Here is a 12,920-nt window from a genome sequence, read left to right as displayed (position 1 = left end):
TTTACCGGCCAGAAACAAGCACTTGCAGGATTTTGGCGGGGCGATGCGGCGATAGCGTGCCGCACTGGCCTCAGCCGCCGAACGCCGCCTGCATGCGCGCCAGGTCCGGCTGCGCGATCACCCCGCGCTCGGTGACGATCGCATCGATCAGGCTGCCGGGGGTGACGTCGAAGACCGGGTTCCAGGCGTTGATGCCATCGGCCACCGTGCGCACGCCGCCGACCCCGAACAATTCGCCCGGGTCGCGCTGCTCGATCTCGATCTGATCGCCGCTGGCGGTCTCCATGTCCACCGTGGACGACGGTGCCACCACCATGAACTTGACGCCGTGGTGGCGCGCGGCGATCGCCAGCTGGTAGGTGCCGATCTTGTTGGCGGTATCGCCGTTGGCGCAGATGCGGTCGGCACCGACGATGACCCACTGCACCAGACCGGACTTCATCAGATGCGCGGCGGCCGAATCGGCGATCAGGGTCGCGTCGATGCCATCCTGCTGCAGCTCCCACACGGTCAGGCGCGCGCCCTGCAACCACGGCCGGGTCTCGCCGGCAAACACCTTGGCGATGCGCTGCTGCGCCACCCCGGCGCGGATCACGCCCAGCGCGGTGCCGAAGCCGGCGGTGGCCAGCGAACCGGTATTGCAATGGGTCAGCACGCCGCTGCCGGTCTCGATCAACGACGCACCCAGAGCGCCCATATGCCGGTTGGCCGCCAGGTCTTCGTCGGCGATGGCCTGCGCCTGGCGCGCGATCACCTCGCGCCAGTCGGCACCGGCAGCGCCGAGCACGCGACGCATGCGCATTAGCGCCCAGGCCAGGTTGACCGCGGTCGGACGCGCGGCATTGAGCCGCAACAGCGCCGGCTCGAGTTTCTGCAAGGCCGCACCGCCGTCGTCGGCAGCGATGTCGCGCGCCGCCAGCACCACGCCCCACCCGGCCGCAATGCCGATCGCCGGCGCGCCGCGCACGGCCAGCGAATGGATCGCCTCGGCCACCGCGTCGCTGGTGTCGCAACGCACGTGCTCGACCACGAAGGGCAGCTTGCGTTGGTCGAGCAGTTCCAGGGCATCGCCCGTCCACAGCAGCGGGCGGATATGGTCGTAGCGGGCGTAATCGATATGGGCGCTGTCGTTCATCCGGACATTGTAAGGCGCCCAGGCAGCCCAGTCAGTGGCCGCATCGCTCAGCCCGCTGGCATCGCGCACACCGGCCATCCCGGCTGGCACTTGCCCGCTGCTCACCGTCACGGGACCTTGTGCGGCATGGAGGCCGCATAAGCCTCTACAGGGACGTACTTGCGGCGTGTCCGGCGGTGGGTGGGCGGGCAAAGGCCCTGCAGCCAAGCTGCAAATCGCCCGCTCCACAACCGAGGCATCCGCAACCCGTCCAATCACGTCTCAAGACCACCGGGAGCTCGAGCTTCAGCGTCGTCTTGGCGTTTCAAGGCGAGCTGGTCGAGTGCGCGGTGCCCTCGCCAGAGAGTTGGTTGGTAGTCGAATGAAGAGCTACTTGCTCGATGCATCGACCATTGAGCCATTGAGCCATTGAGCCGGCCCATCATTCTCCAACGATGCACATCACGCACCGCTCTTGACCGTGCACACCGACTATCTCGATTGGTCCTTGCCCGCTCACCGTCGCGGGACCTTACGCGGCATGGATGCCGCGTAAGAGCCTACACGGACGTACTTGCGGCGTGTCCTGCGATGGTGGGCGGGCAAGGGCCCCGCAGCCAAGTCGCAGACTCGATGCATCGACCACTGAGCTATTGAGCCGACCCATCATTCTCCAACGATGCACATCACGCACTGCTCTTGACCTTGCACACCGACCATCTCGATTGGTCCTTGCCCGCCTACCGTCGCGGGACCTTAAGCGGCATGGATGCCGCGTAAGCGCCTACATGGACGTACTTGCGGCGTGCCCTGCGATGGTGGGTGGGCAAGGGCCCTGCAGCCAAGTCGCAGATCGCCCGCTCCCCTACAGCGCCGCCATGTCGCTGCCTTCCAGGTCCAGCACCACCCACACATCCGCACCGAACAAGCACATTCAAGTCAACCGAGAGCTTGAGCCTCAGCGTGGCCTGGATGTTCCAAGCAGAGCTGGTCGAGGGCGCGACACCCTCACCAACTGGGTCACGTGCTGACTTAAACCGCGGCGCCGGCTACGCTCACCTATGCGATGGAGAGCAGCGGTTTCGTCAGTCCATCAGTCGACGATGAACTCGGCGCGGCAGCCGTCGTTGACCCACACGCCGTCGCGGCTCCAGCCCCAGGTCTGGCCTTCCACGCATTCCTTTTTGGAGATCTGCCGGCCTACACGTACCTGACGCTCTACCGAGATCCCGCAGGTGCGGCGTGCGCCCTTCTTCGATTCGCAGGTCACCATACGTGGCATGGCCACGAAGCCAGAACCGTCCTCGGCCGCGACCTCGAATTCGCCGTCGCAGCCGCGCGACACCCAGATTTCGTTACGGCGCGCGCCCCAGCTGCGGCCCTCCTTGCACGGCCACACCGAGCGCTGGCGCAGCAGGCGCACCGGCGCTCCGCGCAGCACCACCGGGCAAACCACCTTGCCGCCGTTGGAATCGCAGCGCACCACGCGACGCATCTGCGCAGCGCTCGGCACCCGCGCACTGGCAAACTCCGCACGGCAGCCCTGCTCGACCCACACGCCATCGCGTTCGATATCCCACTCGCTGCCGCGGATGCAACTTGTCTCCGATAGCTGGCGTACCAGCTGGACGCCGTGCTCGGTATCCATCGCACAATGCACGCGCGCCATGTCCTTGGATTCGCAACGCACCACGCCCGATGCGCGATCGGCCGCACGCGCATCGGCGAGCATCAGCAGCGGCAAGCACCACAAACCGCATAAGCTGATCAGCCACTTCATGCCGACAATCCTCACCCAAACACGCTCTGCGCCGCGCCCCCGTGGACGCCACGATGAGAGCATCATCGATGTGAAGATAGCAATACGGTAGCGATGACAGCGGGATGGCAGCGGGCGCATACCATGCGCCGCAACGTCAGGCACAGTGCATTACAGGCGCTGCCGGGGTCAGGCGCTTGCGAATGCGAATGCCAACACATCGGCAATCTGCGTGGTTCCACGCATGGCCATCAACAGCCGGTCCACACCGACCGCAACTCCCGCGCAATCGGGCAGCTGCGACAACACCGCCAGCAGGCGCTCGTCCACCGGTAGTTGCGGCAATCCGCGCGCCGCCCGCACCGCGTTGTCGCGCATGAAACGCGCACGCTGCTCCTGCGCATCGTTGAGCTCGTGGTACCCATTGGCAACCTCGTAGGCGCCCAGATACAGCTCGAAGCGCTCGGCCACCGGCGGCTCGTCGCGGCGGATGCGCGCCAACGCGCATTGGCTGGCCGGCCAGTCGTGCACCACGGTCAGCATGTCGCTGGCAAAGCCCGGCTGGATGCGATGGGTCATCAGCAGATCCAGCCAGTCGTCGCGGCTCAGGCCATCCGGATCGATCGCGATGTCGTGCAGCGGTGCGCGCAGCGTTTCGATCGGATCGCTTAGCGGGTCGATACCCAGCGCCTGCACGAACAGCGCGCGATAGCTCAGCACCTGCACCTGCGCCTGGCGCCCGACCAGCGCAAGCGCGCGGCGCACCAGCGCAACGGTCTCCTGCGCCAGGGCGCGATCGTCCCAGCCCACCCGGTACCACTCGAGCATGCTGAACTCGGGATTGTGGCGGCCGCCGGCCTCGCCATTGCGGAACACCCGCCCCAGCTCGTAGCAGTCGCCCACCCCGGCCGCCAGCAGGCGCTTGAGCGGATATTCCGGCGAGGTACGCAACCAGCGCACCGGCGCGCCGGCATCGACATGGCCGCTGAAGCGCGTGCTGAAGCTGTCGATGTTCGGCTCGGTATTGCCGGCCTCCGACAGCACCGGCGTCTCCACTTCCAGCACGTCGCGCTCGGCGAAGAAATCGCGGATCAGCGCGTTGAGCCGCGCGCGCAACCGCAACGCGTCCAGATCGACCTGCGTCGCACTCATGGTTGCTGGCCGTGCTCGCCGAGGAAGGCCAGCAAGCGCGCCTCGTCCCAGATCTCCACGCCCAGTGACTGCGCCTTGTCCAGCTTGGAGCCGGCTTCTTCGCCGGCCACCAGAAACGCGGTTTTCTTGGAGACGCTGCCGGCGACCTTGGCGCCCAGCGCTTCCAGCCGTTGCTTGGCCGCATCGCGTGTGAGCGCGGCCAGGGTCCCGGTGATCACCACGGTCTGGCCGTCGAGCGGGCCGGTTTGCTGCACATCGGCGTCGGGCAGACGCGACAGCACCGTTTCCATCGCCTGTTGCGCAGCGCTTGCCAAGGCCGCATTTTCGGGCCGCTCCAGCCATTGCAGCAGCGACGCCACCACCGGCGCGGGAACGCCGGCCTGCAACAAGGCATCGGACCCGGCGCTGCGCAGCGCATCGAAGGAGGCCACCGCGGCAGCCAGCTGCTGCGCACGCACTGGCGTCACCTTGGGGATATCCATGTCCTGCAGCACGCTGGCAAAGCTCAGCGCCTCGCGCAGCCTGGGCGATGGCGGATGCGCATCGCCGATGCGCACACCACGCTGCAGCAGGTCGTCGATGGCCTGCTGATTGCCGGGCTGGTCGAAGAAGTGCCCGAGCGAGCGCGCCACCTCGCCACCGATATCGGGCACGCGCTTGAACAGCGGCCACGGCAGATGGCGGATCAATTCCAGATCGCCGAACCACGCCGACAAGGCCTTGGCGGTGCTCTCGCCGACATGCTCGATGCCCAGCGCGAACAGGAAGCGCTCCAGCGTGGTATCGCGCGATTGCTCGATCGCCTCGATCAGGTTTTCCGCCCACTTGGTGGCGATCTTCTTGCGGTTCCAGTCGAACGCCGGCAGCCCGGCACGTAGCAGATCGGCCTGCCAGGTTTGCGGCGCCTCGCGCTCGCCGGCCAGGTCCACACCGATGCCGACCACGGTGTTTTCCAGCTGGCCGTACGCACCGCTGGCCAGATGCTCGCGCGCCTCGCGCAGGAACGCATGCGGGCTCTCGGCAGTGCTGATCAGGCGCAATTGCAGCAGCTGGTCCACGTTGAGCAGGTACAGATCGGCCACGCCCTGCACCACGCCACTGTCGGCCAGCACCTCGATGAATTTTTCGCCCAGGCCATCGACATCCATCGCACGGCGCGAGACGAAATGCCGGAACGCTTCCTTGCGCTGTGCCGGGCAGGTCAGCTCGCCGGAGCAGCGCCACACCGCCTCGCCTTCCTCACGCACGATCTCCGACCCGCATACCGGGCATTGCGTGGGCATCTGCCATGGCCGGGTGCCGGGCGGCCGTTGCTCGGCAACTACGCCGGCCACTTCCGGAATCACATCGCCGGCACGCCGCACGATCACCGTATCGCCCACGCGCACATCCAGCCGCGCGATCTGGTCGGCGTTGTGCAGCGTGGCGTTGGTGACGATCACCCCGGCCACATGCACCGGCTTCAGCCGTGCCACCGGCGTGGCGGCCCCGGTGCGACCGATCTGGATCTCGATCGCCTCCACCGTGGTGGACTGCTCCTGCGCCGGAAATTTATGCGCGATCGCCCAGCGCGGCGCGCGCGAGACAAAACCCATCTCGCGCTGCCCGGCCAGATCGTCGAGCTTGTAGACCACCCCATCGATATCGAAGGGCAAGCCATCGCGCGCTTCACCGACGCGTTGGTAGTACGCCAACAGGCCATCGCTGCCCTGCACCACCTCCACCAGGGCGCTGACCGGCAAACCCCACGCGCGCAACTGCGCCAGGATCGCCGAATGCGTCTGCGGCAACATGCCCTCGCTCACTTCGCCCACGCCGTAGGCAAAGAAACTCAGCGGGCGCTGCGCAGTGATGCGCGCATCCAGCTGACGCAGCGAGCCTGCAGCGCCATTGCGCGGATTGGCCAGCACCTTGCCGCCCTGCAGGCGCATCTGCGCGTTGTAGGTCTCGAAGGCGGTGCGCGGCATGTACACCTCGCCGCGCACCTCCAGTACCTGCGGCCAGCCTTCGCCACGCAGGCGCAGCGGAATCGCCTTGACCGTACGCAGATTGGCGCTGACATCCTCACCGGTGGCGCCGTCGCCCCGCGTTGCGCCCTGCACGAACTCGCCGTTTTCGTAGCGCAGGCTGATCGCCAGGCCATCGAGCTTGGGCTCGGCTGAAAACACCGGCCGTTTCACCTCCAGCCGCTCGCTGATACGCCGTACGAACTCGGTCACCTCTTCATCGCTGAAGGCATTGCCCAACGACAGCATCGGCAGGGCATGCCGCACTTCGGCAAAGCGCGACGCGGCCAGGTGGCCGACGCGCTGGGTCGGCGAATCGGCGCTGGCCAGCTCCGGGTGCGCAGCCTCCAGGGCCTCCAGTTCGCGCATCAGGCGGTCGTAGTCGACGTCGGCCATCTGCGGCTCGTCGAGCACGTGATAGCGGTAGTTGGCGTCCTCGATACGACGACGCAGGGCGTCGATGCGCTGAGCGGGATCCGGGCTGACAGTCATACGATCGCTGGGCTGGCTCTGGGCCGCCCATTCTAACGGGCCGTGCCGGTGTGCAAGTGCGGCCCGACCACCGACCAAACCGCGCGACAGCGAGCCCGGCAGCGATTTTCCGATAGGCAGACAGGCACAAACCCGCTAGCGTGGCGCCCTCTTTTGCCTGCTCGCCTGGAGCTCACCGTGCCGTTGCCCGTTTCGCGCCGTTCGTTTCTCAGCCTTGCCACCTCCGGCGTGGCGGTTTCCGCACTGGGACTGGCACCCGCGGCCGAGGCAGCCCGCAAGCGTGCGGCTGCGCCGGCCAAGCCCGGTGTGGCGCCGGCAACGGGCGCGGTGTTTCTCAATCTCAACGAACATCCGCTCGGCCCCTCGCCCGCCGCACTGGATGCGGCAACGCGCTCGCTGGCACGTGCAGGCCGCTATCAGTTCGAGATGGAGCAGGACCTGCGCAACCTGGTGACCGGCGAGCTGCAACTGCCCGGCGACCATCTGGCGTTCTTTCCCGGTTCCAGGGACGCACTGCATCGTGCCGGCAGCCTGTTCACCTCGGCACGTGCCGGGCTGGTGGTGGCCGACCCGAGCTTCGACCCGATCATCGACAGCGCCACCGCCCGCGGCGTGCCGGTGCGCAAGCTGCCGCTGCGGGCCGATGGCGCGCACGACGTCAAGGCGATGGCCAAGGCCGACCCGTCCGCCGGCCTGATCTACCTGTGCAACCCCGGCAACGCCAGCGGCGCCATCACCCCGCGCGCCGACATCGAGTGGCTGCTGGCCAACAAGCCGTCCAGCGCGGTGCTGGTGGTCGACGAAGCGTATATCCACTACAGCAACGAGCCGTCCGTGGCGGACCTGGTGCGCCAGCGCCAGGACCTGATCGTGCTGCGCAGCTTCTCCAAGCTCTACGGCATGGCCGGCCTGCGCCTGGGCGCCGCGCTGGCGCCGCCGGGGCTGCAGACCAAGCTCGCCAGCCTGGGCAGCAACCCGTTGTCGGTACCGGCAATGGCCGCCGGCATCGCCAGCCTGCGCGACCCGCAGCTGGTGCAGACCCGCCGCGCGGAGAACGCCCGCGTGCGCGACGACACCATCGCCTGGCTCAAGAGCAAGGGCTACACCTGCCTGCCCACACAGGCCAACTGCTTCCTGCTCGACGTCAAGCGCGACGCCGGCGTGTTTGCCGATTCGATGCAGAAACAGGGCGTCATCGTCGGCCGCAGCTGGCCGATCTGGCCCAAGCGCGTGCGCGTGAGCGTCGGCACCGAGGCGGAGATGCTGCGCTTTCGCGAGGCGTTTACCAAGGCCAAGCGCTGATCGCTAAGCACAGAGGGGCCATCCCTTCTTCCCTCGGGAGAAGGTGCCCCGAAGGGGCGGATGAGGGTGCGCCTCGGAGATCTGCCAAGACCTGTAATGACAAGCGCGTCGCCACGCGCCGGCAGACCTGGATCACCGACTGCTCCACTGCTTCGCCTCCGTACCCTCACCTCAACCCCTCTCCCGTCGGAGAGGGGCTTTGATTTCCTATCGCGTGGACGTTGGAAGAGGCGCGGCAGCATTCGGACGCAGCAAGCGCCGGATCCACACGTAGCTGAGCGCAAACGTCAGCGCCATCGACACCGCACTCCACACCAGGAGCTGGCGCATCATCGGCGGGCCCTGAAAGATGCGCGCGTAGTAGCTTGCATCCAACAGCGCGATCACGTGCGGCGGGAAGACGCTGATGATGGGCGTTGGCACTGGCGCAACCAGCAGCGCCACTGCAGCGGCAAAGCCGATCGAGCTCCATTGCGCGCGATGTGGGCTTGTCGACGCGCCTTTGCGCAAACGCAGCGCAATCCGCGACACCATCCATAGCAGCGGTGCGGCCAGGATGGCCCACACCGCCAGCAAGATCAGCACCGCCAGCGCGCCCTGCAAGCTCCACATCGTTCACCTCTACGCTAGAACGCGCCCTGCGGCAGGTCGCGACTTAGACTGCGTATGGATGACTCGCGGTCGGGATGGTTCACGGTCAATGGCTCGCAATCACCGACTCAGCGACGCTCGATCACCAGCGGTGCGCAATCACCACCGACGCACATCACCAGCAGCGCGCACTTAAAAGCAACACGCACTCACCAGCGCGGTGACTTGGTCAGCGGCGGTGCCTGGTGCTGGCGATCGTAGGCGCGCAGTTCGTCGCGGATATGCGCCACGCGCTGGCGGCCCAGCGCATTGCGGCTGTCGTCCAGCACCACGCCGTCGAGCAGTTCGGCCATGCGCTGCACGGTCGGCAGCATCTTTTCCCAGGCATCCAGCGCGGTCATCGGCGCCGGCAAGGTGAGGAAGAACGCAATCGCCGGGGTCTGCATCTCGCGGATGTTGGCCATGTCGAAGCTGCCGGGCTTGAGGATGCTGGCCATGCTGAAGATCGGCCCGCGCTCCGGATGCCCTTCCACCAGGCGGTGGAAGACATTCATGTGACCGAACACCAGCCCGGTCTTCTCGGCAGCGACCACCACGTCTTCGCCGCGCAGAACCTGGCCGGCCTTGGCGGCCACGAACAGCGAGACGATCTTGTCGAAATCCTGGTTGGGACGCTTGCCGACATCGTTGCCGCCGGCCGCATCGGCATTGTCCAGGTTCAGTTCGCTTTGCTCGGCGCCCTCATTGCGTTCGAACGGGTCGCCGTCCACGTCAGGCTGGCCGGAAATCACCGGCTCGCGGCGCTCGCGCGGCTGCCCGTCGTCCTTGTCGACCCGGCGCCCTTGCGGCGATTTTTTCGGGCGGCCAAATAGGAAGATGGCCGCGACCAGCAGCAGTCCAGCGATCAGGATCCCGATCCGGATCATGGCCATGTCGGACATTCAGCGTGCCTCCGCATAAGAGTGACAGGTGTCGATATTCCGACAAGCATGGCACGTCATGCCGCACCCGCCAAACGTGCGGCCTCTTCCAGGTCCACGCTGACCAAGCGACTGACGCCCGGCTCGCGCATGGTCACGCCGGAGAGCTGGCGCGCGGCCTCCATCGTCGCCTTGTTGTGGCTGACGAACAGGAACTGCACCTTCTCGCTCATTTCCCGCACCATGTTGGCCAGACGGCCGACATTGGCTTCGTCCAGCGGCGCGTCCACCTCGTCGAGCAGGCAGAACGGCGCGGGATTGAGCTGGAAGATCGCAAACACCAGCGCCACCGCGGTCATCGCCTTCTCGCCACCGGACAGCAGCGAGATGCTGGACACGCGCTTGCCCGGCGGGCGCGCCATGATGGTTACGCCGGTGTCGAGCAGGTCTTCGCCGGTGAGTTCCAGATAGGCGTGACCACCGCCGAACAGGCGTGGATATAGCGCCTGGACGCCGGAATTGACCCGGTCGAAGGTGTCCTTGAAGCGACCGCGGGTTTCGCGGTCGATCTTGCGGATCGCCTCTTCCAGCGTCTCCAGTGCGGTGTTGAGATCCAGGTTCTGCGCGTCCAGATATTCCGAACGCTGCGCCGCTTCGCCGTACTCCTGGATCGCGGCCAGGTTGACCGGTTCCAGCCGCCGCATGCGCCCGTCGATCTGGCCGACCGCCGCTTCCCACTCGGCCACGTTCGCCGCTTCCGGCAATCCATTGACCACGTCCTCGAGCACGAAGCCGGCCTTCACCACGGCGGCTTCCAGTTGCTCTGCGCTGAGCACCAGCGCCTGCTGATCCAGCTTGCGCTGGGAGATGCGCTCGCGTTGGGCTAGCGCCTGTTCGTCGCGCTGCTGACGGGTCTGCTCGTAGCTGCGCAGCTCGCCATCGATGCTCTCCAGCATGGTGCGCGCTTCGCTCAGCACGCGCTCGGTGCGCACACGCTCGCTCAACGCGGCCTGGTGCTCGTGCTCCAGCGTTTCCACCGGCGAGTCGCCGTCGCTGAGCTGGGCGACCAGATCCTCCAGACGCGTGTCGAGCTGGCCGCGCTGGCTGTCCATGCGCTCCAGCGTCTGGCTCAGGGAGGTGATCTGGGTGCGTTGCGATTCAAGCGTGAGCGCCAATGCATGCATCGCATCGCGCACGCCACGTGCGGCATCGCGGGCCTGATCGCGCGCATCGGTGAGCTGACGGCGTTCGTTCTCCAGCACCTGCCGGGTGCCTTGCAGATCGCCCATCAGGGTCACCGCGTCTTCGAGCTTGGCGCGCGCCTCACGTGCCTGTTCGCGGCTGGTGTCCAGCGTTTCCAACAGCTGCGACAATTCGTTTTCGATGCGCTCGATGCGCGTGCGCGCGGCATCGACCTTGCCCTGCTGACTCTGCAGCTGACCGGCTAGTTCGGACACGCTGCGGTGCGCCATGTACAACTGGCGCTGCGCATCTTCGCGCTGCTGTTCGGCCGCCAGCAGTTGTTCGCGGAAGCTGCCCAGGCGCTGCTCGAGGTCGGCCTCGCGCTCCTGCAGCGTTTCGATCTGCGCGCGCAGCTCCTGAATTTCGCGCTCGCGCAGCAAGGCGCCCTGCTTGGCAGCGCCGGAGCGCGACACCCGCACCCAGCCCTCGCCCAGCCGCTCGCCGCTGCGGGTGATGACCGAATCGCCCTCGGGCAGGCCGCGCTGCAGCGTGCGCGCGGCTTCCAGATCCTCGGCCGCGTGCAGGCGCGCGAGCAGGCGACGGATCGCGATCGGCCCCTGCACCTTGGCCGCCAGCGAAGTCGGCGCAAAGCTCGCGTTGTCGCTGGCACCGGAGACCAGCGCGATGCGGCCCTCGCCCAACTCGCCCAACGCATCGACCAGTTGCTCCGGCGCATCCACCAGCACGCCTTCGATCAGCTGCCCCAATGCGCCTTCGACCGCGTTTTCCCAGCCGCTTTCGACCGTGATGCGCTCGCCGACACGTGCGGCAGAGTCCAGCCCGCGCGACTTCAGCCACGCCACTGCCGCGCCCTGCTCCTGGCCGAGTGCGGCCTGCTGCAGGGTTTCCAGCGACGACAGCCGGCCACGCGCGGCCTGCGCCTGCTTGCGCACGTCGGCCAGTTCGCCCTGGCTGGCGCGCTGTTGTTCCTGCAGCCCGCCGAGTGCGTGCTTGCGCGCTTCGACCTGCTCGGTCAGCCCGTCCAGCGAGGTCTTCTGGGTTTCATGGCGCAGCTCGATCTGCTCGAACGCCTCGGCCAGCGCATCCAGGTCCAGTCCGGCGCGCTCGTTGACCAGCGCTTCGCGGCGGCGCTCGGCTTCCAGCGACTGACGATCGAGATAATCGACACGCGTGCGTTCCACTTCGCCGGCACGCGAGGCTTCGCCGGTGGCGCGGTTATGGGTTTCCCAGCGCTGCTGCCAGTCGGCCAGACGCGCTTCGGCCTCGCGTAGCGCCTCCTGGCGGAATTCGTGGTCTTCGCGCAGCTGCTCCAGTTGCGGTTCGGCAGCGTCCACCGCCTCGCGCAGCACCGCCAGCCTGGCCGAATCGCCGCTGATATGCTGGGTCAGCTCCTGCAACTGGCTCTGCGCCTCATCGCGCGCCTTGTGCAGGCGATGCGAGAGTTCGCGCTGATGCTGGATCTGCTGCTCGATGCGCGCCAGCGCACCACCGACCTGATAGACATCGGCCTGCGCCTTGGCCACCGCTTCGGCGGCCTCCTCGCGACGCGCGCGCCCGGTTTCGATCCGCGCCTCGGCATCGCGCTGTTCGGCGATCAATTGCTGCAGCCGGGTCTCTTCCTGATTCAGTTTTTCGCGCAGGCCCTGCAACCGGCCATCCAGGCCGCGGTATTCCAGCGCCTTCCACTCGGCGTCCTTGATCCGGCGCTCCTCCTGCAAGGCCTGATACTGCTCGGCCTGGCGCGCCTGGCGCTGCAGATGCGCCAGTTGCTTGGTGATCTCTTCGCGCAGGTCGCCCAGGCGATCGAGATTCTCGCGGGTATGCCGGATGCGCGTTTCGGTTTCCTTGCGGCGCTCCTTGTACTTGGAAATGCCGGCGGCTTCTTCCAGATACACGCGCAGGTCTTCCGGCCGCGCCTCGATGATCTGGCTGATCATGCCCTGCTCGATGATCGAGTAGCTGCGCGGCCCCAGGCCGGTGCCCAGGAACAGGTCGGTGATGTCGCGGCGCCGGCACTTGGTGCCGTTGAGGTAGTAGGCGCTGTTGCCGTCGCGGCTGACCAGGCGCTTGACCGAGATCTCGTTGAACGAGGCGAACTCGCCGCTGATGGTGTGATCGGAGTTGTCGAAGATCAACTCCACCGTCGCCTGCGACACCGGCTTGCGCGCCGATGAGCCGGAGAAGATCACGTCGGTCAGCGAGTCGCCACGCAAGCGGCTGGCCGAACTTTCGCCCATCACCCAGCGCACCGCATCGATGATGTTGGACTTGCCGCAGCCATTGGGCCCGACGATGCCGGTCATGTTGGTGGGCAGGTGCAACGTGGTCGGGTCGACGAACGACTTGAAACCGGACAGTTTGATCGTGGACAGGCGCATGGG

General features: G+C 66.9%; 8 protein-coding genes. 1 reads left to right on the top strand and 7 read right to left on the bottom strand.

Features of this window, described 5'->3' with window-relative positions; all coding sequences use genetic code 11:
- Positions 1 to 70 precede the first annotated feature (70 nt).
- From mtnA to ligA, 4 genes are all read right to left on the bottom strand, one after another.
- Positions 71 to 1,135, bottom strand: coding sequence for an S-methyl-5-thioribose-1-phosphate isomerase (gene mtnA, locus FHT09_RS15335; RefSeq protein ID WP_104605514.1), 1,065 nt, complete (start codon positions 1,133 to 1,135; stop codon positions 71 to 73).
- A 1,072-nt stretch (positions 1,136 to 2,207) separates the two neighbouring features.
- Positions 2,208 to 2,894, bottom strand: coding sequence for a DUF3011 domain-containing protein (locus FHT09_RS15330; protein ID WP_104537976.1), 687 nt, complete (start codon positions 2,892 to 2,894; stop codon positions 2,208 to 2,210).
- Between the two features lie 168 nt (positions 2,895 to 3,062).
- On the bottom strand, positions 3,063 to 4,025 hold the full coding sequence (epmA, locus tag FHT09_RS15325) for an EF-P lysine aminoacylase EpmA (RefSeq protein ID WP_104537977.1): 963 nt from the start codon (positions 4,023 to 4,025) through the stop codon (positions 3,063 to 3,065).
- Positions 4,022 to 6,523: an NAD-dependent DNA ligase LigA gene (gene ligA, locus FHT09_RS15320; RefSeq protein ID WP_104605510.1), complete on the bottom strand. Its 2,502-nt coding sequence runs from the start codon at positions 6,521 to 6,523 to the stop codon at positions 4,022 to 4,024. The genes epmA and ligA overlap by 4 nt, the downstream gene beginning before the upstream one ends.
- 177 nt (positions 6,524 to 6,700) lie before the next feature.
- Between ligA and FHT09_RS15315 the strand changes: the two genes are divergently transcribed.
- On the top strand, positions 6,701 to 7,825 hold the full coding sequence (locus tag FHT09_RS15315) for a pyridoxal phosphate-dependent aminotransferase (protein WP_104605582.1): 1,125 nt from the start codon (positions 6,701 to 6,703) through the stop codon (positions 7,823 to 7,825).
- A gap of 207 nt (positions 7,826 to 8,032) precedes the next feature.
- Here the strand turns inward: FHT09_RS15315 and FHT09_RS15310 are convergent, their stop codons facing one another.
- The 3 genes from FHT09_RS15310 to smc all read right to left on the bottom strand — a co-directional run bounded on the left by FHT09_RS15310 (position 8,033) and on the right by smc (position 12,917).
- Complete coding sequence (locus tag FHT09_RS15310) at positions 8,033 to 8,437, bottom strand: hypothetical protein (protein WP_104605508.1); 405 nt, start codon at positions 8,435 to 8,437, stop codon at positions 8,033 to 8,035.
- A 188-nt stretch (positions 8,438 to 8,625) separates the two neighbouring features.
- Positions 8,626 to 9,357: a cell division protein ZipA gene (gene zipA / locus FHT09_RS15305; RefSeq protein ID WP_104605506.1), complete on the bottom strand. Its 732-nt coding sequence runs from the start codon at positions 9,355 to 9,357 to the stop codon at positions 8,626 to 8,628.
- A gap of 56 nt (positions 9,358 to 9,413) precedes the next feature.
- Complete coding sequence (gene smc, locus FHT09_RS15300) at positions 9,414 to 12,917, bottom strand: chromosome segregation protein SMC (RefSeq protein ID WP_104605504.1); 3,504 nt, start codon at positions 12,915 to 12,917, stop codon at positions 9,414 to 9,416.
- Positions 12,918 to 12,920: the final 3 nt, after the last annotated feature.

Origin of the sequence: Xanthomonas sp. CFBP 8152 (assembly GCF_014199025.1) — a bacterium.
GTDB lineage: Bacteria > Pseudomonadota > Gammaproteobacteria > Xanthomonadales > Xanthomonadaceae > Xanthomonas > Xanthomonas arboricola_B.
The sequence above is the reverse complement of the archived record's forward strand: the minus strand, read 5'-3'. Positions and strand labels throughout refer to the sequence as shown.